The sequence below is a fragment of the Paenibacillus wynnii genome, from assembly GCF_000757885.1.
Lineage (GTDB): Bacteria > Bacillota > Bacilli > Paenibacillales > Paenibacillaceae > Paenibacillus_AQ > Paenibacillus_AQ wynnii.
Genome location: NZ_JQCR01000003.1, coordinates 2,011,459 through 2,036,189, shown reverse-complemented (window position 1 = coordinate 2,036,189; position 24,731 = coordinate 2,011,459). Strand labels below are relative to the sequence as shown.

General features: G+C 44.6%; 26 protein-coding genes. 20 read left to right on the top strand and 6 right to left on the bottom strand.

The window, feature by feature from the left end:
- The first annotated feature begins 145 nt into the window (after positions 1-145).
- From nusB to PWYN_RS24825, 15 genes are all read left to right on the top strand, one after another.
- Positions 146-598 (top strand): transcription antitermination factor NusB, encoded by a 453-nt coding sequence (gene nusB, locus PWYN_RS24895; RefSeq protein ID WP_036657547.1) that lies wholly within the window; start codon positions 146-148, stop codon positions 596-598.
- Positions 599-629: 31 nt separating this feature from the next.
- Positions 630-1,487 carry a bifunctional methylenetetrahydrofolate dehydrogenase/methenyltetrahydrofolate cyclohydrolase FolD gene (gene folD, locus PWYN_RS24890; protein ID WP_036657544.1) on the top strand — a complete coding sequence of 286 codons (858 nt, stop codon included), beginning with the start codon at positions 630-632 and terminating at the stop codon, positions 1,485-1,487.
- Positions 1,488-1,496: 9 nt separating this feature from the next.
- Positions 1,497-2,882 carry an exodeoxyribonuclease VII large subunit gene (gene xseA / locus PWYN_RS24885; protein ID WP_036657541.1) on the top strand — a complete coding sequence of 462 codons (1,386 nt, stop codon included), beginning with the start codon at positions 1,497-1,499 and terminating at the stop codon, positions 2,880-2,882.
- A complete protein-coding gene (xseB, locus tag PWYN_RS24880; RefSeq protein ID WP_036657538.1) occupies positions 2,854-3,111 on the top strand; it encodes an exodeoxyribonuclease VII small subunit in 258 nt (85 codons plus the stop codon). The genes xseA and xseB overlap by 29 nt, the downstream gene beginning before the upstream one ends.
- The gene (locus PWYN_RS24875; protein ID WP_052088390.1) at positions 3,098-4,042 is read left to right on the top strand and encodes a polyprenyl synthetase family protein; all 945 of its coding nucleotides are present in this window, start codon (positions 3,098-3,100) and stop codon (positions 4,040-4,042) included. The genes xseB and PWYN_RS24875 overlap by 14 nt, the downstream gene beginning before the upstream one ends.
- A gap of 116 nt (positions 4,043-4,158) precedes the next feature.
- Positions 4,159-6,066 carry a 1-deoxy-D-xylulose-5-phosphate synthase gene (dxs, locus tag PWYN_RS24870; protein WP_036657534.1) on the top strand — a complete coding sequence of 636 codons (1,908 nt, stop codon included), beginning with the start codon at positions 4,159-4,161 and terminating at the stop codon, positions 6,064-6,066.
- A 51-nt stretch (positions 6,067-6,117) separates the two neighbouring features.
- Positions 6,118-7,017, top strand: a complete 900-nt coding sequence (locus PWYN_RS24865) for a TlyA family RNA methyltransferase (RefSeq protein ID WP_036657531.1) — start codon at positions 6,118-6,120, stop codon at positions 7,015-7,017.
- A gap of 68 nt (positions 7,018-7,085) precedes the next feature.
- The gene (locus PWYN_RS24860) at positions 7,086-7,796 is read left to right on the top strand and encodes a hypothetical protein (RefSeq protein ID WP_036657529.1); all 711 of its coding nucleotides are present in this window, start codon (positions 7,086-7,088) and stop codon (positions 7,794-7,796) included.
- Positions 7,797-8,038: 242 nt separating this feature from the next.
- The gene (locus PWYN_RS24855) at positions 8,039-8,512 is read left to right on the top strand and encodes a hypothetical protein (protein WP_036657526.1); all 474 of its coding nucleotides are present in this window, start codon (positions 8,039-8,041) and stop codon (positions 8,510-8,512) included.
- A gap of 26 nt (positions 8,513-8,538) precedes the next feature.
- Entirely contained in the window at positions 8,539-8,988 is a 450-nt protein-coding gene (gene ahrC, locus PWYN_RS24850; protein ID WP_036657524.1) for a transcriptional regulator AhrC/ArgR, read from the top strand.
- A gap of 43 nt (positions 8,989-9,031) precedes the next feature.
- Positions 9,032-10,759 (top strand): DNA repair protein RecN, encoded by a 1,728-nt coding sequence (gene recN, locus PWYN_RS24845; RefSeq protein WP_036657522.1) that lies wholly within the window; start codon positions 9,032-9,034, stop codon positions 10,757-10,759.
- 114 nt (positions 10,760-10,873) lie between these two features.
- Positions 10,874-12,040: a SpoIVB peptidase gene (gene spoIVB / locus PWYN_RS24840; RefSeq protein WP_036657519.1), complete on the top strand. Its 1,167-nt coding sequence runs from the start codon at positions 10,874-10,876 to the stop codon at positions 12,038-12,040.
- 203 nt (positions 12,041-12,243) lie between these two features.
- Positions 12,244-13,056, top strand: coding sequence for a sporulation transcription factor Spo0A (gene spo0A, locus PWYN_RS24835; protein WP_036657515.1), 813 nt, complete (start codon positions 12,244-12,246; stop codon positions 13,054-13,056).
- Positions 13,057-13,344: 288 nt separating this feature from the next.
- Entirely contained in the window at positions 13,345-14,007 is a 663-nt protein-coding gene (locus PWYN_RS24830; protein ID WP_052088389.1) for a glycerophosphodiester phosphodiesterase family protein, read from the top strand.
- A gap of 154 nt (positions 14,008-14,161) precedes the next feature.
- Entirely contained in the window at positions 14,162-14,407 is a 246-nt protein-coding gene (locus PWYN_RS24825; RefSeq protein WP_036657513.1) for a hypothetical protein, read from the top strand.
- Positions 14,408-14,996: 589 nt separating this feature from the next.
- Here the strand turns inward: PWYN_RS24825 and sda are convergent.
- The 4 genes from sda to PWYN_RS30755 all read right to left on the bottom strand — a co-directional run bounded on the left by sda (position 14,997) and on the right by PWYN_RS30755 (position 17,978).
- On the bottom strand, positions 14,997-15,200 hold the full coding sequence (gene sda, locus PWYN_RS24820; protein ID WP_036657511.1) for a sporulation histidine kinase inhibitor Sda: 204 nt from the start codon (positions 15,198-15,200) through the stop codon (positions 14,997-14,999).
- 289 nt (positions 15,201-15,489) lie between these two features.
- Entirely contained in the window at positions 15,490-16,941 is a 1,452-nt protein-coding gene (locus PWYN_RS24810; protein ID WP_036648568.1) for an IS1182 family transposase, read from the bottom strand.
- A gap of 111 nt (positions 16,942-17,052) precedes the next feature.
- Positions 17,053-17,391, bottom strand: a complete 339-nt coding sequence (locus tag PWYN_RS24805) for a LytTR family DNA-binding domain-containing protein (protein ID WP_036657506.1) — start codon at positions 17,389-17,391, stop codon at positions 17,053-17,055.
- A 140-nt stretch (positions 17,392-17,531) separates the two neighbouring features.
- Complete coding sequence (locus PWYN_RS30755; RefSeq protein ID WP_476703797.1) at positions 17,532-17,978, bottom strand: accessory gene regulator B family protein; 447 nt, start codon at positions 17,976-17,978, stop codon at positions 17,532-17,534.
- Between the two features lie 868 nt (positions 17,979-18,846).
- Here PWYN_RS30755 and PWYN_RS24790 point away from each other — a divergent pair.
- On the top strand, positions 18,847-19,374 hold the full coding sequence (locus PWYN_RS24790; RefSeq protein ID WP_036657493.1) for a DinB family protein: 528 nt from the start codon (positions 18,847-18,849) through the stop codon (positions 19,372-19,374).
- Between the two features lie 3 nt (positions 19,375-19,377).
- Entirely contained in the window at positions 19,378-19,536 is a 159-nt protein-coding gene (locus PWYN_RS29445; protein WP_157261255.1) for a hypothetical protein, read from the top strand.
- Between the two features lie 158 nt (positions 19,537-19,694).
- Here PWYN_RS29445 and PWYN_RS24785 read toward each other — a convergent pair whose 3' ends face one another.
- Positions 19,695-20,264, bottom strand: coding sequence for a thymidine kinase (locus PWYN_RS24785; protein WP_036657490.1), 570 nt, complete (start codon positions 20,262-20,264; stop codon positions 19,695-19,697).
- A 158-nt stretch (positions 20,265-20,422) separates the two neighbouring features.
- On the opposite strand from PWYN_RS24785, the gene PWYN_RS24780 reads away from it, so the two are divergent.
- The 3 genes from PWYN_RS24780 to PWYN_RS24770 all read left to right on the top strand — a co-directional run bounded on the left by PWYN_RS24780 (position 20,423) and on the right by PWYN_RS24770 (position 24,286).
- The gene (locus PWYN_RS24780) at positions 20,423-20,656 is read left to right on the top strand and encodes a hypothetical protein (protein WP_036657488.1); all 234 of its coding nucleotides are present in this window, start codon (positions 20,423-20,425) and stop codon (positions 20,654-20,656) included.
- A 62-nt stretch (positions 20,657-20,718) separates the two neighbouring features.
- Entirely contained in the window at positions 20,719-22,461 is a 1,743-nt protein-coding gene (locus tag PWYN_RS24775; RefSeq protein ID WP_036657485.1) for an ABC transporter ATP-binding protein, read from the top strand.
- A complete protein-coding gene (locus PWYN_RS24770) occupies positions 22,454-24,286 on the top strand; it encodes an ABC transporter ATP-binding protein (protein WP_036657483.1) in 1,833 nt (610 codons plus the stop codon). The genes PWYN_RS24775 and PWYN_RS24770 overlap by 8 nt, the downstream gene beginning before the upstream one ends.
- Positions 24,287-24,327: 41 nt before the next feature.
- Here the strand turns inward: PWYN_RS24770 and PWYN_RS24765 are convergent, their stop codons facing one another.
- Complete coding sequence (locus PWYN_RS24765; RefSeq protein WP_036657480.1) at positions 24,328-24,633, bottom strand: DUF2627 domain-containing protein; 306 nt, start codon at positions 24,631-24,633, stop codon at positions 24,328-24,330.
- Positions 24,634-24,731: the final 98 nt, after the last annotated feature.

The window sequence follows — 24,731 nt, the reverse complement described above, 5'->3', positions numbered from 1 at the left end:
TTTATATTTTGTTAGCCCAAAGAAGAAAGACGGCGCGGTTTTTTTAATATAAGACCCTTGGTGGAAAGCCTCAATGTAGGACAAGCTAAGACTATAAGATTAATTTAATTAGAATAATGGTTCTAATAATTGTAGGAGGAAATACATGAAAAGACGTATAGCTAGAGAAATCATTGTGCAAAGCTTGTATCAGATGGAAATGAACGAAGTGGAGAGTGCTGAGGCGGTAGAAATTTTGCTCCAGGAAGCTTCTGATGAGAACGAATCCGAAGTTGTGATTACAGACGAAATTCAACTGAAGCATTATGTAGTCGAGCATGTAAATGGAATCTGGGAGCATAAGGTTGCCATTGATGATATTCTTGAGCACTATTTGAAGGGCTGGCAAATGAGTCGTCTGTCACGGGTAGATCGGCAAATTCTGCGTTTGGCCACCTTTGAAATGATCTTTGCCAATGATGTGCCGGCGAAGGTAGCTGTCAACGAGGCTATCGATCTGGCTAAGCATTTCGGGACCGATGATTCCGGCAAGTTCGTAAACGGTGTACTAGGTAAAATGATTCAAGAGCTCGATACCATCAAAGAAAGCAATTCTTAATTCACTTATACACAAAGGGGAGAAGTCTGTCATGACAGCAGCAATCATCAGCGGTAAACAAGTATCGGATGAAATTCGTATCGACATTGCCCGGGAGGTTGCGTTACTCTCAGAACGTGGTGCACAGCCAGGTCTTGCCGTAGTACTGGTAGGAGAAGATCCAGCTTCGCAGGTATATGTGCGGAATAAGGAGAAGTCTTGTGTTAATTTAGGCTTCTATTCCGAGGTGCACAGACTGTCTGCTTCCACTTCGCAGGAAGAACTGCTCGCTATGATAGATGATTTGAACAGCCGCAACGAGATTGATGGGATTCTAGTTCAGCTCCCGCTGCCTAAGCATATTGATGAGAAAGCGGTTATTAATGCGATCGCTGTGGAGAAGGATGTGGATGGCTTTCATCCTGTCAATGTAGGTAATCTTGTTATTGGTGATGACAGTCTGCTCCCTTGTACTCCGGCAGGGGTTATTGAATTGATCAAACGGACCGGAACGGGATTGTCTGGCAAACACGCAGTAGTTATCGGACGCAGCAATATTGTAGGAAAGCCAGTCTCCCTATTGCTTCAGAGAGAAAATGCTACTGTAACCATGTGCCATTCCCGCACAGCAAACATGGCTGAGTTATGCCTTCAGGCGGACATTCTGGTAGTAGCCATTGGCCGTGCTAACTTTATCGATGCCTCTTTTGTGAAGCCGGGAGCTGTCGTAATCGACGTTGGTATGAACCGACTGGATAACGGCAAGCTTGCAGGAGATGTGGATTATGAAAGCGCGAAAGAAGTTGCCGGATATATTACACCTGTTCCAGGCGGTGTGGGTCCGATGACTATAACTATGCTCATGAGCAATACGCTGATTGCGGCAAAACGGCGCCGTGGCTTGGAATAGGTTACGCTTATGGCAGCCGAGCGTCAGGTTTATTCGATTAAGGAACTTAACCGCTATATCCGAATGAAGCTGGATTCGGACACCTTACTGTCTGATGTATGGATTCGGGGTGAAATTTCGAATTTCACGCATCATGGCAGTGGACATATGTACTTCACTTTAAAAGATGAGAGCAGCCGTATTAAGGCTATAATGTTCTCCTCCCATAACCAGAGATTGCCTTTTGTCCCGAAGGAAGGCGCACGGGTAATTGCCCGCGGAAATGTGACTGTATATGAACGGGATGGGCAATACCAATTCTATGCGACACATATGCAGCCTGACGGCATAGGCAGTCTTTATCTCGCTTATGAGCAATTGAAGAGCAAGCTTGAACTTGAGGGGTTGTTCTCAGCGGATCGTAAGCGTCCCCTGCCTCGATTTCCGCGCTGTATTGGGGTAATTACTTCTCCAACAGGTGCGGCGGTACGAGATATCATGATTACACTTAAGCGGCGTTTTCCGCAAGCGTCAGTTGTATTATATCCTGTTCTTGTACAGGGAAAAGGTGCCGGACCTTCCGTAGTGAAGGCGATTCAAGAATTGAACGCCATGGGGGAAGCGGATGTACTTATCGTCGGACGTGGCGGTGGGTCGCTTGAGGAACTGTGGGCGTTCAACGAAGAAGGAGTCGCCCGGGCGATTGCTGCGTCGGAGATTCCTGTGATTTCGGCCGTAGGACATGAGACTGACTTCACGATCGCCGATTTTGTTGCAGACCTCAGGGCCGCAACACCAACAGCCGCTGCAGAGCTGGCTGTGCCTAACGTAGGCGAGCTGACGGCTCAATTGCTGCAGACGCAGCGCCGTCTGCGCCAGAGTCTGCTCCGTCGTGCTCAGCGTAACCGGGAGCGACTCTCTTCCCTACAGCGATCCCCGGTGCTGGTGAACCCGCGCCGATATCTGCTTCAGCATTCACAGCGGCTGGACATGCTTCAGCGGCGGCTTGCCGTCGCCTTGGCAACGCGCGTTAGTCGCGCACGCGAGCGTCAAACCGTTCTGCAGCATAGCCTGCAGAGGTTTACGCCGCGCGAGGGGGTTATTGCTGCCCGGAAACGCACTGAAAGTCTGCGTCGCGAGCTGGTGAGTGCTATGCAGGCACGGCTGCAAGAGAAGCGATCCCGTTATGTGGCGGAAATGCGCCACTTGGATGCGCTTAGCCCACTCAAAGTAATGTCGAGAGGCTACAGCCTTGTCTATGACGAAGGTGAACAGCAGCTTATTAAATCAATGACAGAAGTACAAATAGGTGATCTTGTGGTGATCAAGCTGAACGACGGGCAACTTGACTGCCAAGTACTGGGGATGAAGGAGGAGGCCAAAGGCGATGGCGAAGAAACCGGAACTGGATTTTGAGGGAGCAATGGACCGGCTGGAAGAAATCGTGCGGGAGCTTGAGCACGGTGACGTTCCCCTGGAGAAAGCCATAGATCTTTTTCAGCAGGGCATGAAGCTGTCGCAGCTATGCGGCAGTAAGCTTGAAGAAGTGGAGCATAAGATTGAAATGATTGCCTTAGAGGACGGAGAACTGCGCAAAAAACCGTTCGGTGCCCGGCTGGAAGGGGACAACGATGAATCGCTATAATCATGAACTTCAAAGTGGATCCGGGGAATCCTATCGAGAGCCACTTGAGGATTATATTGCAGCGGTAGCGGAGCTTGTCACCACCGAAATAGAAGGGCTTTTCCCGGAACAATGGGAAGTGCCGCAGAATTTACGGGAAGCCATGAAGTATTCGCTTATGGCTGGAGGGAAGCGCCTTCGCCCCTTGCTTGTCATTGCGGCTTGTGAAGCACTTGGGGGACGGAGGGAGGCAGCATTGCCTGTTGCATCAGCTATTGAGATGGTTCATACCTACTCTCTGATTCATGATGACCTGCCTGCTATGGATAATGATGACTACCGCAGGGGCAAGCTAACAAACCATAAAGTATTCGGAGAAGCCACGGCCATTCTTGCCGGGGATGCATTATTAACGCATGCTTTTTACAGTATTGTACAAGCTTCCCGCCGTTTTGGTGTCCCTGCGGAGTGTGTGCTTTCAATAGTGGAGGACTTAGCGGAGATGGCAGGTCCTCGGGGGATGGTCGGAGGACAGATTGCCGATATGGAAGGTGAGCAGGGGCTTACCGAGCTTGAACGGCTGCAATATATCCATTTGCACAAAACGGGAGATCTAATCGTCTTTTCCTTGCTTGCAGGTGGAAGGATTGCTGGAGCCACTGAACAGCAGCTTGAGGCTTTACGGAGCTTCGGTACTCACATTGGTCTGGCGTTTCAAGTTCAGGATGATATCCTTGACCTTATCGGGGATGAAGGCAAGCTTGGCAAAAAGACGGGCAGTGATCTCAAGCAAGAGAAGGTTACCTATCCGTATTTCATCGGCCTTGAGGCCTCACGTCAAGAGGTTGAGCGCCTAACGGAGACAGCCAAGTTAGCAGTATCGGAAGGCGGGTTTTCGGACAGTACCCGATTGCTGGAAATTGCCGGATACTTGATGAAACGGGATCATTGACCCCCTCCGACAGAGAATTATAGAAAATTTCAGAAGCGGCTGCATTTCGACAGCCGTTTCGTTTGTGTTATAATGAGACCTATATTTTACAACATCAAGGAAAGCGGGGAAAACACGTGCTGCTTCCACAATTAAAAGATCCTGAGCAACTGAAATCACTGTCGGTCGAAGAACTGACTACTCTTGCGGATGAGATCCGCCGGTTTTTGATCGAGAAGTTATCTGTGACCGGAGGCCATCTGGCATCTAACCTAGGAGTAGTGGAGCTCACGCTGGCCCTGCATTACTGTTATGAGAGTCCACGGGACAAAATGATATATGACGTAGGCCATCAGGCGTACGTTCACAAAATATTGACTGGCCGAATGGACCGCTTTGACTCCCTGCGTAAGCAGGACGGGTTATGCGGGTTTATTAAACGTTCGGAAAGCAAACATGATGTCTGGGAAGCAGGACACAGCAGTACTTCACTGTCTGCTGCCATGGGTATGGCAGTTGCCAGGGATTTGAAGGGTGAGGACAACAAGGTTATTGCCGTCATTGGCGACGGTGCACTTACAGGCGGTATGGCCTTTGAAGCCTTGAACCATATCGGGCATGAGAAGCGTAAACTGATGGTGATTTTGAACGATAATGAGATGTCTATTGCTCCTAACGTAGGGGCGATGCATAATTATTTGAGCAAAATTCGTTCAGACCGTCACTATTTGCGTGCTAAAGATGAAGTTGAGGGACTGCTCAAAAAGATCCCGGCCATCGGGGGGCGTTTAGCTAAGACAGCTGAACGAATGAAGGACAGTCTTAAATATATGATGGTACCCGGTGTGCTTTTTGAAGAGCTTGGATTTACATACCTAGGTCCGGTGGATGGTCATGATCTGGAGAAGATGATCGATACTTTCCATCAGGCGGATAATGTAGCAGGTCCTGTTCTTGTGCATGTGCTTACGACAAAAGGTAAGGGCTATCAACCTGCGGAAGCAGATTCCTATAAATGGCATGGAATTACACCTTATAAGATTGAATCGGGTCAAGTACTAAAAGCGGTAGGCAATCCAATGTATACGGATGTTTTTGGTCAGACCCTTATCGAGCTTGGACGAGAAGACAAACGACTTGTCGCGGTTACTCCTGCGATGCCTGGCGGTTCGGGCCTATTTCCGTTCGCCAAGGAATTCCCAGATCGGATGATAGATGTAGGTATTGCGGAACAGCATGCGGCGACACTTTGCGCTGCGCTGGCAATGGAAGGGATGAAGCCTGTATTCGCGGTTTACTCTACCTTTATGCAACGCGCCTATGATCAGATCGTACATGATATTTGCCGTCATAATGCTAACGTAATGTTTGCTATCGACCGTGCAGGCTTTGTAGGCGCTGATGGAGAGACACATCAGGGAGTATATGATATAGCATTCATGCGTCATATTCCGAACATGGTATTGATGATGCCTAAAGATGAGAATGAACTGCGTCACATGATGAAGACTGCAATTGATTATAATGACGGACCGATTGCATACCGTTATCCCCGTATTAATGGAACGGGTGTAGTTCTCGATAAAGAAATGCATAACATTCCTATCGGCTCCTGGGAGCGGCTTCGTTCGGGAGATGAGATAGCGGTTATAGCCTGCGGTCCAATGGTTCAACTGGCTGAGGAAGCCGCGGAGCTTCTAAAGCGTGAAGGAATTCAGGTTGGAGTGGTTAATGCCCGCTTCCTGAAACCCCTTGATGATACCATGCTGCTTGATCTGGCTCATGCCGGAACTAATATGATCGTTATCGAAGAGGCGAGTCAGGCGGGAAGTCTGGGAAGTGCTGTTCTGGAATTTTTCGCTGAGCATGAAGTGTATGAAACTCGTGTTCATCTTATGGGTGTGCCGGACATTTTTGTTGAACATGGTTCCATTAAAGAGCAGCGGCAGCTGACAGGACTGAGCGTTGAGGTGTTGTGCGGACGTATTAAGTCTATGAAGGCATTAAGTGCCTTCCCCTACGGCAAAACGACAACGTCTTCTTAAGCTTAAGAGGAAGGCCGTTTTGTTTAAAAGATCAACATTCAGGAGATGACCATGGAACACCCTAAAGAACGGATTGATGTCCTGCTTGTAGAGCAGGGATTTTATGATAGTCGGGAAAAGGCCAAAGCAGCGATCATGGCTGGACTTGTATTGGCGAATGAAGAGCGGATCGAGAAGGCCGGAATGAAGGTGCTGCGGAGCTCTACTTTAAAGGTTAAGGGCGCTGTGCATCCTTATGTTAGCCGGGGGGGATTGAAGCTTGAGAAAGCGCTCCGGCATTTCGGAATAGATCTACAAGGACGGAACATGCTGGATATCGGAGCTTCGACCGGCGGTTTTACGGATTGTGCACTGCAGAATGGCGCGAATTACATTTACGCTATAGATGTAGGCTATAATCAACTGGACTGGTCACTTCGTAATCATGAGCGTGTACGCGTGATGGAACGCACCAACTTCCGTTACATGACTCCTCCTGATATTGACGGTCCGGCCCCGGACTTCGCCAGTATTGATGTTTCATTCATTTCCCTTAAGATTATTTTGCCTCCGTTGAAGGCTTTGCTACAACGACCTGCTGATATCGCAGCCCTAATTAAGCCTCAGTTCGAAGCGGGCCGTGAAAAGGTCGGTAAATCCGGAGTGATACGGGATTCAGCGATTCATAAAGAAGTCTTGATGAAGGTATTAACTATGGCTGCTGAGCTAGGATACCAGCTTAAAGGGTTAACTTTCTCACCTATAACCGGCGGAGAGGGCAACATTGAATTTCTCGTCCACTGGAGACTGGAGACTTTGGAAGATCCGAATCAAAGCGGAGATCAACAGTTGGTAGCTCCTCTGACAGAAACGGCCCTTGAAGAGATTTCTGCGCTCTCGGAGTCCGTTGTAAAAGAAGCCTCATCTACCTTCAAAGTCAATTCTATTCATGGAAACTCATCGGGTCGATGAGTTTCTTTTAGTTGATAGGACAAGGTTGGATTTTGGGTAATAACAGATTATTCAGAGGAGGTATCCTAATGAAAAAAACAATGTTTACTACAACGATAAGCATTCTTCTGTCCGCTTCAATTCTCGGTGCATGCAGTAACAATGGAAACGCAAACGGGACAGAGCCTACAGCATCAACTGCAGCGACTATGCCCGTTATTGAAACTATAGCCACTCCTGAATCTTCTGCTACACCCGCAGCCACGGCGCAGGAGTCCACCAGTCCGGACTATACTGATCCTCAGACATCCGAACGTCCGAGAACGCAAGTATTCGGGGGACAAGAGGGAGGGGTCTCAGGGCAAGAAGGTACACTTGAGCAAGGTAATGGATATTCCCTGTATGTCTTTGAGGATTTCACATTAGATGGACAGTCTGGTCGTTTATCACTCACTAAGGACCCCGCCTATTATGCCGAAATTGAGCACTTGCCATCCGGTTACGATCTCACCGCTCTGAAGCAACAGGGACAAACTGAGCTTTCCGCAATGGGTAAGGCCAGCGACCATAGCGGGGAACTGTTTGAGCATCCTCTGGGTTTTGCAGATTTATATCTGCAGGCTACCGGGGATAAGGGAATAGAGGATTATATGGTGTGGAAGAATCCGGCGGGGGAGGCTTTTTTATTCCGGATACACAATTCTAAGGGTGAACTGTCGAGTAAATTTGTTCCGTGGATAATGGTTTCACTGGCAACGCTTGAAAGGAATCAATCACAACAGCCAACAGCCGAATTCTAGCATACGATAATTAGTCTCAAACTGATCTCTTAATGGAAGAAAACCCTGCATCTATTAACATGAAAAATGCAGGTTTACTTTCTGGAGTATATAATGTTTCTAAAGATATATTTAATTGTTGCTGATATGGGGAGTTTGTGATATTTGGACAAGCTAATATTCATCAAGTCGATGAAGTTTCTTTTGCTAAAGGAAGAAGGAATTGAAAGGGTTAGCGCGAATAAATCACCGAGGTGATTGTTATGTCGGGTAACTCGGACAGGGCAGTAATGGTGCTGATTAGTGTAGCGTTGTCGATTTGGGTTTTGTACCGGGTTTATATATGGCTGCAGAGTTCTCCTCGTTCTTTCATGAAGGACACCATTCCTATCAACAAAGAAATTATTCCTCACCCCGCTTTGGACATGCTTGAGGCAGCCGGCTATGAAGTTGTCGGAGGCAAGCTCAGAATTCCACTGTCCTTTACAGCTGACGGTTCGATACTATACAGCCGGTTATATATTGATTACGTCGCTGCTGCTAATGATGGAACTTTGTATCTGGTAATGCTAGAGAGACCTCGGAAGCAATTAGAAAGGACTGGAAGCGGGATTAGGGATTTTTTACTTCCCTACCTTCTGCTTTATCCGGAGTGTGGCGGAGTATTATTCGTGAACCTTTCTTCAACTAAAGTTAGTGTGATTAAGCTTGGTAAAGACGATGGTGAATCAGACTAAGCAATTTTAAATACGGGAGGCAACTAATGAAGGGACAAAGGCACATCAAAATACGTGAGATCATAACTCACCACGATATAGAAACTCAGGACGAGCTAGTTGAAGAACTGCGGAATTCCGGTTTTCAGGTGACTCAGGCAACAGTGTCTCGGGATATCAAAGAACTTCTTCTAATAAAAGTCCCTATGGACGACGGAAGGTATAAATATTCACTTCCAACTGATCAACGTTATAACCCAACACAGAAATTAAAGCGGGTTTTGGTGGATAATTTCGTACAAATCGACTTTTCAGCCAATCTGGTAGTTATGAAATGTCTGCCAGGAACCGCAAATTCGGTGGCTGCGCTTATTGATAATATTGCTTGGCCGCAAATCATGGGTACAATCTCCGGTGACGATACGATTCTAATCATTTGCCGTCAGCCGGAAGACAGCAAGAATGTAATTGCGCAAATTATGGGCTACATATCCTAATTTCTTATATACTGATTATCATCTTTTCGGAGGTGCCTTATTCGTGTTAGAAACGTTATCAATCCGTAACCTTGCTGTAGTCGAAGCAGTAGATGTTGTATTTTATCCTGGATTTCATGTTCTTACGGGGGAGACAGGCGCAGGTAAGTCCATCGTCATAGATGCCCTTGGACTTATTGCCGGCGGCCGCGGCTCTGCGGATTCTATTCGTTATGGTTGTGAGAAGGCAGAGATGGAAGCGCTTTTCAGTCTCCCCGAGGGTCATCCTGTATGGGAGACGCTGGAACGCCTTGGAATTCGTGCGCAAAAGGAAGAGCATTTAATTATTCGCCGCGAGCTGACAGCACAGGGGAAAAGCACCTCTCGTGTAAACGGCCAACTGGTAAATCTAAGCATGCTTCGCGAAATTGGAGAACAGCTTGTCAATATCCACGGCCAACATGAGCATCAGAATCTTTTAAAGGCGGAGCGGCATTTAAGTCTACTGGATACCTTTGGGGAAAATTTGATCGGACCCCTTAAAGCGGCCTATCAGGAGAAGTACTCTGAATTCGCTAAAGTGGAAAAAGAGCTGCGTGATCTGCAGGAATCTAGCCAAAAGGGCTATCAGATGCTTGACTTATATCGTTTTCAATTAGAGGAAATATCTGCGGCCTCACTAAAAACGGGAGAAGATGCATTACTTTCGGAAGAAAGGGTCAAACTATCTCACAGCGAGAAAATGATGGATTCCGTATCAGGGTCTTACGAACTTCTCTACGATCAGCAAGGAATTGAATCTATAGGAAATGTGATTTCTATGCTTGAAGATGCAGTCCGATATGATGAAAAGGGATTGAAGCCTATACTGGAACAGCTGCAATCTTCCTATTATCAGTTGGAGGATGCCGCTTTTCAGCTTCGTGATTACCGTGATGAAATAGAATTCAATCCAGAACGACTAGAGGAGATTGGGAATCGTCTGGATCTAATTTCGGGACTGCGCCGGAAATACGGAGATAGCGTTGAGCAGATTTTGGAATATTACGATCAAATTCATCGGGAAACGGATTTATTAGAGAATAAAGATGAATATCTGGAAAAATTAACGGCAAAGCGTGACGGACTGCTGGGTGTTCTAATGGAAGCAGCGAATAAGCTCAGTGAGGCTCGGCGCCAGTGTGCCCTAGATTTGGCGGGACAAGTGGAGATTGAGCTTAAAGATCTGCAGATGGAACGAACTTCCCTTAAGGTTAATCTGGAAACGCTGGAGGATCCTCGAGGCATTGAATATCAGAATCGACGAATTCGCCTAACGCGGCAAGGAATTGACAGCGCAGAGTTTATGATCTCCCCTAATCCGGGCGAGCCCTTAAGACCTTTGAGCAAAATTGCCTCTGGAGGAGAACTGTCACGGATGATGCTGGCAATGAAGAGTATTTTTGCCAGACATGATGCGATACCGGTTCTGATCTTTGATGAAGTGGATACGGGAGTCAGCGGACGTGCTGCCCAGTCCATCGCAGATAAGCTGTACAAGCTGTCTTCAACCTGTCAGGTGTTCTCCATTACCCATCTACCGCAGGTGGCCTGTATGGCGGATCATCAGTATTTAATACGTAAGAAGGTTGAAGACGGAAGAACCATGACTGAGGTGGAATCCCTGTCCACCCACGGCCGGGTAGTGGAGTTGGCACGAATGCTTGGAGGCGTTGAAATTACCGAAAAAACGCTGCACCATGCACAGGAAATGCTTAATTTAGCGGAGGCCAGCAAGGGTGCTGCAAGCTAGTCGGGACAATGATTGACAGTAATAAAAGCCTGGGGGCAAGGTTATCTTATAGGTACGCAATTGGCGACCACCTTTTTCGTCAAGCGAAAGAAGCTAAAGGGAGCGTGACAGCCATTGAAGCCGAACCTCAGGAAGTTAATGCCCGGCCTTTTACTTGCCTTCTTTCTTAGTTTATCAGGCGTAACGGGGACGGTCCGAAGCTCTGCCTCACCGCTGATTATGGACCATAATGCGGCAAAGGAAGTTGCTGGAGAAGTGAATCAAAAGGGTCTACGTGGTGACATAGACCGCAAGATCAAAGTTATACCTGGAGGGCAGACCATTGGCGTAAAAGTCAAGTCAGCAGGTGTGCTGATTGTCGGACACCATCTTGTAGAAGTGTCCCAGCAGACCAAGACCTCCCCCGGTGAAAATTGTGGATTGCAGCCAGGCGATTTGATGATCTCCATTGATGGAGTGAAGCTGGACGAAGTCTCCAGGGTAGCAAAAATTGTGGAACATGCGGGCAAAACGGATGCTTATCTCTCCATTACTTATAAACGTGGAGGTAAGGAGCGGGTCGCCAAGCTGAAGCCTGCATATGACCGCAATGATAAGGTGTGGCGGCTGGGATTGTATATACGGGATTCCGCAGCAGGAGTAGGTACCCTTACCTTTTATGATCCGAACCAAAACGTCTATGGAGCTCTAGGGCATGTGATTACCGATATGAATACCGGCACACCGATTGTTGTTGGCAGTGGACATATCATTCAGTCGAGTGTAACCTCGATATCCAAAAGTCAGGATGGCGATCCTGGCGAGAAGAGGGCCACTTTTCTAAAAGAAAGTCAGGTTCTCGGTAATGTTGAAAGTAATACGCAGTTTGGAATCTTTGGTAAAATGACCCGAAATCCTGACCACAGTCTTTATCAGGAGCCTATCCCTATTGCCTTGGGCAGCGAAGTGAAAGAAGGTCCGGCCCAAATCCTAACGGTTGTAGACGGTCAACAAGTGGAACGGTTTAATGTAGAGATTATCCATGTTGCTCGCCAGCCGGAACCTGCCACTAAAGGAATGGTATTACGAATTACAGATTCCCGTCTTATTGATAAAACAGGTGGCATAGTTCAAGGAATGAGCGGAAGTCCAATTGTACAAAACGGCAAGCTAATCGGCGCTGTCACCCATGTCTTTGTAAACGATCCGAAATCAGGTTATGGCTGTTTCATTGAATGGATGCTTCAAGACTCAGGAGTGCTACAGCAAAATATAATTTCCCCACATCTTAAGGCGGTTTAGCCTTAAGATTTTTTGTCGAAGGGCAACGAACAAAATCGAATAATGAAATAAAATATTTAATTATAAATCAACCTTGAAAAAAAATAAAGAAAAATAAAATTCGACAGAAGGAAATTAGATTAGCATGTCGAATCCATAAGGGAGAGTAAAATAATGTTAATATTATTTTCGTAATCGCAGAGATAATAAGGAGGATTAAGCCAGTGCAGAATATTGAAGTGTTGTTGGCCGATGATAACAGGGAGTTTACGAATTTGCTTGCCGAATATATTACGGATCAGGAAGATATGACCGTGACGGGTATTGCATATAATGGAGAAGAAGTTCTTCACATGCTCAGCACAGCCCGTAAAGTACCCGATGTCCTAATTCTAGATATCATCATGCCTCATCTGGATGGACTTGGCGTTCTAGAACGCCTGCGTGATATGGATTTGAATCCAGCGCCTAAGATCATCATGCTGACCGCTTTCGGTCAGGAGAACATCACCCAAAGAGCTGTACAACTTGGAGCATCCTATTATATCCTTAAGCCGTTCGACATGGAGGTATTGGCTAACCGCGTAAGACAGCTGGTTGGCGCCCAGGGAAGCCTTAGCTCTTCCTCGAATATGAATAACTTTTCCTCTTCAAGATCAAACGTCGTACCTCTCTCCAAAGGGAAGAACCTCGACGCTAACATTACGTCTATAATCCATGAGATCGGCGTTCCGGCGCATATCAAAGGATACCAATATCTGCGTGAAGCCATTACGATCGTATACAACAATATCGAAATTCTTGGGGCAATTACCAAAACATTGTACCCTGCAATCGCTGAAAAATTCAAAACCACTCCTTCGCGTGTAGAACGTGCAATTCGCCACGCCATTGAAGTGGCCTGGACACGCGGTAATATCGACAGCATCTCTCACCTGTTCGGATACACCATTAATATCTCCAAATCCAAGCCAACTAACTCGGAATTTATTGCCATGGTAGCCGACAAGCTGCGCATTGAGCATAAGGTTTCTTGAAAGGGTTAGGAGGATTGACGGGGTAAATAAACTTTTTATAAAGCAAATAGACTTTGCCCAATAAACCTTTTTGGTTTATTGGGCTTTTTTGTACTTTCGTATAAACTCACTTCTATATTGGATGCGGTAGACGGTAGATAGAAGTTTACTCTATAATATTTAAAAAAGGGTTAGGTGTAAGATGCTTCAGACATTATCTTCTATAGTTTTATTTTTTTCATTTATTTTTAGTGGGTTTATAATAATCACAGCCTCGATTGGTCCAATAATAGATTAATTGCCCATGCAATGGGAGGCATTGAGGGGAAAATTTATACCAACTCGTACGAGGCTTTTCAATTTAATTACTCAAAAGGATTACGATTATTTGAGGTGGATTTTTCACTTACTTCTGACGATAAACTAGTAGCTAGGCATGACTGGGAAGAAAGCTATACTCAATACTTGCAACAAGTACCTCAAAATCCTTCTGGATCTTGGCAAAACGATTACTTTATGGATCAGAAGATATTCGAAAAATATACCCCCTTGGGTATTAATCAAGTTATTAAATTAATGCAGGAACACGAGGATATGTATATCGTAACAGATACTAAAAATTTAGAGACAGATATTGTGAAACATCAGTTTCAACTAATAGTGAATGCTGCAAAAAATAATCCTAGCCTATTAAATCGTGTGATTCCGCAAATATATAATCAAAAAATGCTTGATGACACAGAAGATACAGAACAACAAGTGATTGAATTTATGAAAGAAAAGCGAATCAAAGTGGTAACTATGCCTGAATATAAGGTGAACCATGCTTTTATAAGTGCGTTAAAAGAAAATGGAATATTAGCTTTTGTGCATACAATTAATGAATTAGAAGTAGTTAGGAAGTATGAGTTGATGGGTGTCCATGGGTTTTATACTGATATATTAACAGATGAAGATTTGCAAGGACTATAAGGGGGACATTCCCCGTAAACTTTCTTGGTTGAGTAAGAAGGCAATGTAGCTTGACGTAGCTGACTAATAGTGATAAAAAGGAGAATGATTAATAAAATTAGTTTGATCAGTAATTGATGATATAAATAAGAATAAGCAGGATGGTGTTGGAATAATGGCTATAGTTTATTCAGATCAGTTTATAGAGAATGTTAAGCTTGAATTATTGGATAGATTAGGATTGAAGAAAGTTTATTTTGTGAAACAACTGCATGACGACCTTTTTTATGATGCGGTGGGATTTGAGAAAGGCTCTGAACATAAATTTCGTGTTAGACCAGCAACGGGCATGATTGATGAGTTTGTTCTAAATAAATGGATGAGAGTACATAGCTTTAAAATAAAAAGTGCCAATAACTGACCACCACCCTTTCTACGATGTAATGAGGGCTGCTAATAACTCCCCATAAAAAATAAAGAAAAGAGCGATACTCTCGTTATTGGAGAATCGCTCTTTTCTTATTGTTCAATCGCATTTCGAAAGGCCTTTTACAGATAGCCAGTCCACAGCCATTATATTGGCTTCTGGAATGCCCCCTCTTCAATCTTTACGGAGGTGCTAACAGCAAAGATGACTTTAGCAGCCTCTGTAAGGGTAGCTGTAGGCCTTGGGAGCGAAGGATGCATATAAGGGCTACCAATGATGCCTTGTCTATAATCACCGCTACAGCGGACTATGTCTAGGCACTAATTAGATGCAGCATCCCTGAAGACAGTTGTGGTTGTAGTGGGTTTCTTTTGGTGAAGGTAACCTTGGGCATTACCGGCGGTGATTGGAGCAAACGCCCCGTTGTTATTCACTGCTGAATTAAAATTAAAAAGACAGATCTAGGATCTGCCTCTTTGGAGAGTATGGATATTATATACAATTGAACAGTCCGCACCTAATTCCATAGAGGACTAATAAATGAACGCTAAAAGTTGTAATTAAGCTGTTAGATTAATACAATCTATTCTTCCACTTCTTTACTGAGTTCTTCGAGTTGTTCTTTTAGAAATGGGATATTTCTTCCTTCCAAAACGTTTTCAATAATCTGAATAAAATCTGGGGAAGCCTTAGCCTGCACCGCCAATTCAAAAATGTTCAATAGTTGCTCGTCTGTTAACAATTCAAGAGATGAGGGGCGAGGCGAAGGGTGGAATTGATAATTCATTAGTTCCCTCCATATGCTATTATGTAATTTTAATATACATCCTTTCCAAATGGTACCATTTGTGAGCTACTCTGTCTCCTATCATTCATCTTCTGAATTTTTCTTTACAAATGATGGATAACATGGGACAATGATTTATTTCCATAAAAAAAAGCCCGGCTATAAATTGAGGCCACTGAAGAACTAACCATTTTGGATTAAGTGCTTCGTCACATTCAAAAAGAAGCATCACCCCCTCAGGGAAGATGTCTTCTTTTTGCTGTATTTGGCTGCACAACCATAATCCTTATTAGTCGTGTAGCTTCAAAATCCTCTTCAGATTAACTGCGAATATCGCCATTGCTCCTTGTAGCTCCATGCCTAAGAGACCCGAGGATATGGCTACATCGTACCCGTGTCTGTGTTTCAGTTCGCTATTCTTGGCTTCAATCTTGTACCGTTCTTTTGACTTGTCTTTGAAATAGTCGCTCTCTTGGAAAGCCATTTGCTCCGAATGCTCGTCGGACTTTATGCTCACGGAATAGGTTTTCGTCTTGGATCCTTCCTTGTAGCACCCTTCTTTGAATGGACATCGCTTGCACTTCTCTACGTCAAAATAATACGTGACCACCTGGTTTTTACCGACACCCTTCTTTCCTTGCCGTGCTTTGCGGATCGCCATGTGGCCGGCCTTGCAGACATACAGGTCAGCGTCTTTGTTGAACTCAAACTCATCTTCTTTCTTGCGGTTCCCTTGCGTAATCATCGGGTTTAATTTGGCCACCAGTTCCATGTCGTTCGTCTTTGTATAGATGAGATTGTCCTTCTCCGAATAAGCCGTATCTCCAATTACCGTTCGGACGTCCATCCCCGTGGCTTTACTTTTTTCAATCAGATCTTGCAGTTGTTTACCGTCATTCTTTTCGCCCGTTGTAACAATGGCCGCTGTAATAATGCGTTCCTCTGTCATAGCCAAGTGAGTTTTGTATCCGAAAAAGGACGAGTCCGCACTTTTGTGCCCGACCCGCGCATCCGCGTCTTCTGCGATTCGAAGCTGCTCCACATCATCCTCCACGGTTTCCTTTAGCAGGTTTAGCGGTTCTTGCAGTTTCGGTACCAATGGTAGGCCCAATTCGTTTTCGACGGTATGTATGAGTTTGTTGCAGTAGGAGATCTCGTCTTCCAACACTGTGCTGGTATTCTTCGTCGGCAGCTTAGTCTTGACGGATTCGTCCATCGCATAGAGAGCTTTGCGTACTTTCCGGGCCCGGTCCTGAAGGATCTCTTGCGGAGACTTCTGGTTGTAGCGCGCTTTGGTATGGGTTGCGTCCACAATAATTGCAGTGCTCTTCAGGATTCCTATCTCAATGGCGAGTGTCACGGTTTTCCCAATGAGTAAGTCCAGCATATTCATGTTTTTCAGGCGTAGCTTGCGGAACTTGGTTAAGGAGCTGGGATCCATAACCGGGTCCTCTGGCGCCATCCCCAGAAAATACTTAAAGGACAGGTCATACCGGGACCGTTCCACGATGTCCACGTCAGACAATTCAAATATTGCTTTAAGGAGCAAGTATTTAAACATCCGAATCGGGTCGATGGCATTACGCCCGTTATCGAGGCAATAGTTCACTTGAAGTTCTTCGTAGATAAATGAAAAATCTACAAGTTCGTTGATTTGCCGAAGCAAGTTATCCTTCGGCACTACCATATTGTAGAGTTCGATGTATGGACTCAACACCAAGGTCTGTTGTTTCTGAATCATTCCGGCTCACCTATTTCCCCCATGATACTTAAGTATACAGGAAAAAGGTGCAGTTCCTCCTTTTTGTAAGGAGTAACTGCACCTTTTTTAAAATCACTTTTTCAGTGGCCCCTATAAATTAGCCGGGCTTTTTTTTCTTGCCGTTAAGTATTTTTTTATACGTAAGTCATTTGATTCCGAGACTGTTGTAAATTGCGAACCATTGTTAAAGGATACAATCTTTCGATTTGAATCATAATCTTCAATATTTTGAATATTTACGACGTTACTTCGATCAAGACGTTCGAATCCTTTACTCCCATAAGCACAAAAAATATCAGAAAGAGTGGTGGGGAGAACAAATTCGCCTTCTTTCGTGTGGACGAATATTGTATTTTTATAATTAGAGAAGTACAATATTTCCTCTTCCTGGATATCCCAGGAAGATCCGTCGTGATCTAGAACACGCATGTTTTCCCCATCCTTGTTCAATTACTTCCGTAATTCTTGTGGTGCTTCCGGGCTGTGAAACGCGAACTTCATAATAGATACAAAAAAACGTGCTGATGCTGAAAGAGCAGCAGAAGCGTGTTTTGCAACAGATTTCTTCATTATTTCCCCCTCCTCTTCCATGAGATTACTGTTAAGGACTGGATAAAAAATGCCAATCCGATGACAGACGAATTTATTATAAAATTAAAACTAACCAATACAATTGAGGCTAGTTTTAGGTGGGGGAAAAATCTGAGAGGAATTTGAGCATTTTTGTCTGGATTGGGTGCAAAGAGCAGCATAATTATGAAGCTGATAGTATTTATTACTAAAACTACCTCTCCTCTAAAGTTAAGAAAATATGGAGTTAAAGTACATAGTAAAATGGTAACCACATTACAAGCAGACGCAGTTTTTAGATGGAAACCCCCAGAAAATATACGTAATATGGATATACTTGCAAAAAATATCATAGTATTCGCTAAATTATCAAGCAGCAAGCCTATAAGTACAGATCCTAACAATATTAGCAGTGTATTTAAAATTATATTCAAGGAGTATTGCATGATTTCAATGGAACTGGTTTCTTCCGGATTTGCTTGTTTAATTGAAACCGATATTTTATTTGCGAGATGATTAATAATCATGTTTATCAAGGTCCTTTTTATTGGAGAGATATAAATATCCAAACAATAGAACTGCATAAAATATAGGTATCAATGAGAAAAATTCAAATAAATGCTTGGCAGAAAATAACATAAACAATGTAAAAAACGGGGAAGGCAAAGTTAAAATAAACATAATTTTGTCGCGGCCGCTGATGTTAATGCTCCCATCAGGCTTGTCTGGGACAAAATCAGATCCCTTCCTCTTTGTTCCTATATAATAACCAATGCATAAAGTTAATATCGAGGAAATGAACTGTAAAAGATATGTTCCAAAAGATAATATGGGATACTGAAGTTCATAGATACCTGACATTTTCATCAATAAATAAAGAACGGATTGAATTAACAAAAAAGCCTGATAAGCCATGGCCGTCATTATTGTTGCATAGAATACTTGGATTCTAAACAAAAGCCAAAAAAAACAAAAGACTAGTAAGTACTGTAGTAAGACATCAACTTCGGGTAAATTATAATTATTGCGGAGGACGTAAGAGAACCCCCCCATGATTATACTTGCAAATATAATTTCTTTTTCATACAGATCAATCTTAAAAATCTTGAAGGCTAGAAAAAATAAAGCACAACTTTCCAACACGGAAAACAACATAAAGAGCAAAAATTCCAACAATGCATACACTCCCGATGAACCGATTAATTTATTCTTAATCTTGCAAATATTATACCTAATGTTATAAAATTCAACAACAGGAAATGGCACTATTCACCAAATATTTCTTAAAATTTGTAAACGGAGGGGATTTCGCCCATGGAAAAGCGCCCAAATCGTAATGAATATGGAGACTTTTATGCTAATTATATCTCATTAGTGCCAGAGAACGGTGAATTAGTTGCTATTTTCAGAGAGCAGTCACAAGCGATATTTGCTTTTTTGGGAGAATTAAGTGATGTTCAAGGGGGATACCGCTATGCACCGGAGAAATGGAATATTAAGCAGATCATTGGGCATCTGATAGATAATGACCGTATTATGTCTTACCGTCTGTTAAGAATTGCCCGAGGAGATAAGACTCCGCTTGCCGGGTATGAGGAAAATGACTATGTGGATTCCGGTTGCTTTGACAGGTTCACTCTGAAACAGATGATTGATCATTATAAATTGGTTCGTGAATCGACACTGGTATTGCTGGAAAGTCTGCCTCAGGAGGCATGGACCCGAACAGGAACTGCTAATGACTCATTGATTTCTGTGAGAGCATTGATATGTGTACTGATTGGTCATGTGATTCATCATTTGAACGTGATTCATGAGCGGTATTTGAATAGGGAGGTGTGATATATGCGCTTTTTAAAAGGTATATTTCGCTTCTTTGTACCGGCAGAAAGAACCTTGCTGTTCACAACGTTTGACCAGGCACAATATTTTAAAATGAAGAGTGCTATAATTGCAGCCGGTATATCGCATCGAACCAAAATCAAGGGTGAAGTCGGGAACTGAACAGACGTGCTGACTTCGGAGGAAAGCCGATGCTGCAGTATAACCTCTATGTCCGCAAGAATGATGAGCATGTGGCGCAGAAGGCTTCGTTATAATAAAAGAAAGCATTCCCTCCAATAGATTCGGCTGCGGAATGCTTTCTTTTGTTCAAATATTGATTAAAGTGGAGGGTTCTTGTGGCATTTACGGCAGACGGGGTAATAGGCTTCATTTCCGCCGATCTGAATTTGCTTGCCGCTGTAAACCGGCTTACCGTTCTCGACACGCAGGGCCATAGTGGCTTTGCGCTCGCAGAACCAGCAGATGGTCTTCATTTCCTCGATTTTATCAGCGTAAATTAACATATATTTGCTTCCCTCGAAAAGGTTGTTCTGAAAATCATTTTTCAATCCGAAGGCCATTACGGGAATGTTCAGCTCATCTACGATACGGACCAACTGAAGAATGCTGTCGCGGTTCAAAAATTGGCATTCATCAATCAGCACACAATGAGGTTTTGGTTGGTGATTGTTGACTATGCTGTAGATGTCCGTCTTTTCGTCTATGGCTCTAGCTTGTTTGCGTAGTCCGATTCGGGAAGAGACATAACCAACTTCGTCCCGGTCATCCAGAGAAGAGGTGAAAATAAGAACGGATTTGCCTTGTTCCTCATAATTATGGGCTACCTTTAGAATTTCTATAGATTTGCCACTGTTCATTGCTCCGTATCTAAAAAACAACTGTGCCACTGTCCATCGGTCCTTTCCTAAATGACAAAATAATAGCTATCTCCAAAAGGCGACCTTATTACAGTATCATATTCCTGACACCGTAAGCCAGTAAAAACATGTTATAGGAGAGAACTTAAAAACTTCTTTCATGGAGATGGTATAATAGAGCTCAATGAATGGTAAGAAAGGGAGTAATTACGGTGGTAGAGAAGTTGAGTCAATACAAAAAACGCATCGATTCTTTAATAGAAGATGAGAAGTTATCCCCGGAGGTGCAGGCGTTGCTTACGGAAATGATGACTGATTTAACAGAAGTGGCCCGTAGTAACAAAGCGCTCCGAAGAGCTGCTGTGAAGTCTGCGCAGTCCTCAATGATGTCGAGCCGTTTGCGGGATGCGCTGCAAGAGTAACGGTATTGGGTATTCATATATAACAAATTACGGAGAGTTGGCTGTCCGGTCGGAGGTAAGGTATGAGCTTGATTTCTGCTTACTTGAAAAAATACCGTGTGGCAGCAGTCGCCGCACTAGTTATGATGCTAATTGAGCTGGCTGTGGAGCTGTCACAACCCCTTTTGATCTCCAAAATTATTGATGAAGGTATTAAGGGCAGGAACCCCTCCGTGGTATGGATGTGGGGGAGCGTTTTAATAGGAAGCGCTTTAATTGCTTTTATCGCCGGGATCTTAAGCTCTTTTTTTGCATCGCATACCAGCCAGGGCTTCGCCTTTGATCTCAGGGATAAGCTGTATGAGAGAGTTCAATCCTTCACCTATGAAATCTTCAACCGTTTTGCTGCTTCTTCACTAATTACACGGCTCACCAGTGATGTATCCCAATTACAGGATACGATATTTATGAGTTTGCGTTTTATGACGCGGGTGCCGCTTGTAGTTATGGGTAGTGTGATCATGGCGCTGGTTGTCCATGTAAAGCTTGGCTTAATTCTTACGCTGACGGTTCCTATCCTGGCCGTATTTCTATATTGGGTGATGAAACGAGCATCCTTATTGTTCCGAAATGTTCAAGCCCGTCTGGATGGTGTCAACGGGGTCATTCAGGAAAATTTGACGGGTATACGGTTAATCCGTGTGTTTGTACGTATGAGCCATGAAATAGGCCGTTTTGCCAGTTTTAGCGGAAATCTGATGAGAACGACAATCTCTGCACTAAGGTTAACGGAAACAACGATGCCTTTCATTTTGCTAATCGTGAATGCAGGGATATTAGCTGTGCTTTGGTTTGGCCGGCTGGAGATTTCAACAGGTAACGCAACCTTGGGCGAAACGATTGCCGTAATCAACTATTCACTGCGCACCATGGGCGCTTTATCAGCCTTATCCTGGATCGTGGTTACCTTTTCCAGAGCACGGGCCTCTTTGCAGCGTATTGAAGATGTATTCGCCGAGGGATCGCCTATACCGGACGTAAGTAGTAGTTCTCAGAAGTCATCATTGATTCATAGTAAACCGATTCAGGGTCAGGTTGAATTTGAAAAGGTTGGCTTTAGCTATCCTGGCAGTGAGATATCTGTTCTTGAGAATATTACGTTTACAGCTTCCCCGGGGGAGCGTATTGCTATTATGGGTTCCACCGGTTCGGGGAAATCCTCGCTTGTAGGACTTATTCCACGTTTGTATGAAGGAAACACCGGGGCTATTCGGATTGACGAAATAGATACCCGTGAGATGGATATTTCCAGACTGCGCCATGCCATTGGCTATGTTCCACAGGAAGTGCTGCTCTTTACCGGAACAGTACGGGAGAACATAGCATGGGGAGATGAGAATGCTACCCTGGAACAGATTCAGAAGGCTGCAGTAGCGGCACAAATTCATGAAACCATACAAGAATTACCTAATGGATACGAGACGAAGCTTGGACAGAAGGGTGTTAACCTGTCAGGTGGTCAAAAACAGCGTTTAACCATAGCCAGAGCTCTTGTGAGAAATCCGTCCATACTCATACTTGATGACAGCACCAGTGCATTGGATGCAGTAACCGAAGGTGCTTTGTTGAAGGCTCTGAAGGAAATGTCCTGTACCACGTTTTTGATTACCCAGAAGATCAGTTCTACAGCATCGGCGGATTTAATTCTTTTGCTGGATGAGGGACGATTAATTGGAAGCGGCAATCATAAGGAACTGATGGTAAGCTCTGAACTGTATCGAACCATCTACAAATCACAATTGGGGGAGGAGGTTCAGCATGTTTAAGGCATTACTTGAACCCTTTCGTCACCCTCGACCCGAAATTACACTTGCAGAAGGAAAGATAGGGCTTGCAACGGGGCGCAAACCGAAATCTAAGGCTAAGGATTGGTCGGGGACTCTAAAAAGAATATGGGATTACCTCGCTAAGCGAAAAGCTAAATTGGCTCTTGTTCTGTTCATGGTTGTGCTAAGTTCAATGCTCTCATTGCTCGGCCCTTATCTGATCGGTGTAGCGGTGGATGATTTCTTGGAGGGGGCGGGAGGCAGGCCGTGGAGTGTATTTTTAATCGGGCTGGCTCTGGTGTATATCTTCAATTCATTGACTTCCTGGCTGCAAAATATATGGATGATCGAGATCGCACAAGAGACCGTATACCGAATGCGTACGGAGTTGTTCTCTCATTTGCATAAATTGCCTATCTCCTTCTTCAACCGTCGCCAGCAGGGTGAGATTATGAGCAGGCTTACCAATGACATTGAAAATATAAGCTCAACATTCAATAGCTCCGCTATCCAGATTTTTTCGAGCATCTTGACGCTTGTAGGTACAGTGTCTGTAATGTTGTGGCTTAGCCCTATATTAACTTTGCTTACGTTTATTGTCGTCCCATTGATGGCTTTCGGAATGCGCTGGATTACGCGGCGGACGGGCCCGCTTTTCAAGGAACGGCAGAAGAACATGGGGGAATTCAACGGCTACATTGAAGAAACTTTATCCGGGCAGCGTATCATCAAAGCCTTTTCGCAGGAAGAACGCGTGATTACGGGTTTTCGTGAACGAAATGAACGGATTATGCTGTCGGGCTACTGGGCGCAGGCAATCTCTGGGTTTATTCCGAAGCTGATGAATGGACTGAACAATTTAAGCTTTGCGATTGTCGCCGGGGTTGGCGGAATCTTGGCGATTAACGGCTCCATTACGGTCGGAGTGATTATTGTGTTTGTGGAATACACGCGTCAGTTCACCCGTCCGCTAAATGATTTGGCGAATCAGTGGAACAGTCTGCTGTCGGCGATTGCTGGTGCGGAGCGGGTGTTCGAGGTTCTTGATGAAGAAACCGAAGCGAAGGATGAAGGGGCAGCCAAAACCCTGGAGACCGTGGAAGGAAAAGTGGAATTCTCCGAAGTATCCTTTTCCTATGACGAAGCTGCTGAAACCCTCCAAGACATTAGTTTTGTGGCTAAGCCTGGCGAGATGATTGCTTTGGTAGGTCCTACCGGAGCCGGGAAAACTACTCTGATCGGGTTGTTATCCCGTTTCTATAATCCGCATGAGGGGCAGATTACCATTGATGGCCATGATATTACCTCTATTCGCCGCGAAAGTCTCCGAGGGCATATGGCATTTGTCCTGCAGGATACTTTTTTATTTAAAGGTAGTATTCGCGATAATATTCGTTACGGAAGATTGGATGCTACGGACGAAGAGGTCGAGGAGGCTGCTAAGCTGGCCAATGCCCACTCTTTCATCATGCGGATGCCGGATGGTTATGAACGTATGCTGGCGACAGACGGAAGCGGTATTAGCCAAGGTCAAAAACAGCTGTTAGCGATTGCCCGAGCCATTCTGGCTGACCCGGCCATGCTGATTCTTGATGAAGCAACCAGCAGCATCGATACGGTTACGGAGATCAAGATCCAGGAAGGTTTGCAAGCGCTCATGAAGGGCCGTACCAGCTTTGTGATTGCCCATCGATTAAATACCATCCGCGCGGCTGACCGTATTCTCGTTCTTCAAGGAGGTCACTTACTCCAGCAGGGATCCCATGAGGAACTTCTACGTCAGGGCGGGTTATATAGTGAGTTGGTTGCAGGTGGCGTAAAATAAAAAATAACAGCCTTCCCTTAAGGGAGGCTGTTTGTCAGTATTTATGAGGTTGTCTTTGGCGGCTGAGTTTGTGCGGGTTTCTTTTTCTCCTTAAACCGAGGACCGACATAGTTGCGCTTGCGGTCCCGGGTAAGAATCCAACCGCCAAGAAAAGCCATTCCAGCTGCGAAGAGGAGCAGTCCTCCTCCGAAATGAAGCCAGGTAAATACTGGGGTTGCCGTATCATCGCCGTGCATGGATATATAATTATATACATCATCCTTCATCATGATAAAGCCCTTCATGGCAAACAGGCCGGGAATCACGAGAATTAGAATGGCAATAAAGCGTGTAATTAGCAGTTTCATAAGAATTCCTACCCTCCTGAGCCCTTTTCATTTCATTTAATGATAACGCTTTAGCCCTCAATTGTCCATTTGGCTATGACATTTATAGGTTTTGTATT

Bases quoted from the DNA above. Each gene is read 5' to 3' on its own strand.
- PWYN_RS24810 (WP_036648568.1), bottom strand. From the start codon at position 16,941: ATGATTCAGAAACAACAGACCTTGGTGTTGAGTCCATACATCGAACTC.
- PWYN_RS29445 (WP_157261255.1), top strand. From the start codon at position 19,378: ATGCGCTTTTTAAAAGGTATATTTCGCTTCTTTGTACCGGCAGAAAGA.
- nusB (WP_036657547.1), top strand. From the start codon at position 146: ATGAAAAGACGTATAGCTAGAGAAATCATTGTGCAAAGCTTGTATCAG.
- xseA (WP_036657541.1), top strand. From the start codon at position 1,497: ATGGCAGCCGAGCGTCAGGTTTATTCGATTAAGGAACTTAACCGCTAT.
- PWYN_RS24775 (WP_036657485.1), top strand. From the start codon at position 20,719: ATGAGCTTGATTTCTGCTTACTTGAAAAAATACCGTGTGGCAGCAGTC.
- PWYN_RS24855 (WP_036657526.1), top strand. From the start codon at position 8,039: ATGTCGGGTAACTCGGACAGGGCAGTAATGGTGCTGATTAGTGTAGCG.
- sda (WP_036657511.1), bottom strand. From the start codon at position 15,200: ATGAATTATCAATTCCACCCTTCGCCTCGCCCCTCATCTCTTGAATTG.
- PWYN_RS24805 (WP_036657506.1), bottom strand. From the start codon at position 17,391: ATGCGTGTTCTAGATCACGACGGATCTTCCTGGGATATCCAGGAAGAG.
- PWYN_RS24865 (WP_036657531.1), top strand. From the start codon at position 6,118: ATGGAACACCCTAAAGAACGGATTGATGTCCTGCTTGTAGAGCAGGGA.
- PWYN_RS24780 (WP_036657488.1), top strand. From the start codon at position 20,423: ATGGTAAGAAAGGGAGTAATTACGGTGGTAGAGAAGTTGAGTCAATAC.
- PWYN_RS24825 (WP_036657513.1), top strand. From the start codon at position 14,162: ATGGCTATAGTTTATTCAGATCAGTTTATAGAGAATGTTAAGCTTGAA.
- xseB (WP_036657538.1), top strand. From the start codon at position 2,854: ATGGCGAAGAAACCGGAACTGGATTTTGAGGGAGCAATGGACCGGCTG.
- PWYN_RS24770 (WP_036657483.1), top strand. From the start codon at position 22,454: ATGTTTAAGGCATTACTTGAACCCTTTCGTCACCCTCGACCCGAAATT.
- PWYN_RS24860 (WP_036657529.1), top strand. From the start codon at position 7,086: ATGAAAAAAACAATGTTTACTACAACGATAAGCATTCTTCTGTCCGCT.
- PWYN_RS24765 (WP_036657480.1), bottom strand. From the start codon at position 24,633: ATGAAACTGCTAATTACACGCTTTATTGCCATTCTAATTCTCGTGATT.
- PWYN_RS24875 (WP_052088390.1), top strand. From the start codon at position 3,098: ATGAATCGCTATAATCATGAACTTCAAAGTGGATCCGGGGAATCCTAT.
- ahrC (WP_036657524.1), top strand. From the start codon at position 8,539: ATGAAGGGACAAAGGCACATCAAAATACGTGAGATCATAACTCACCAC.
- PWYN_RS24830 (WP_052088389.1), top strand. From the start codon at position 13,345: ATGGGAGGCATTGAGGGGAAAATTTATACCAACTCGTACGAGGCTTTT.
- PWYN_RS30755 (WP_476703797.1), bottom strand. From the start codon at position 17,978: ATGCAATACTCCTTGAATATAATTTTAAATACACTGCTAATATTGTTA.
- PWYN_RS24790 (WP_036657493.1), top strand. From the start codon at position 18,847: ATGGAAAAGCGCCCAAATCGTAATGAATATGGAGACTTTTATGCTAAT.
- folD (WP_036657544.1), top strand. From the start codon at position 630: ATGACAGCAGCAATCATCAGCGGTAAACAAGTATCGGATGAAATTCGT.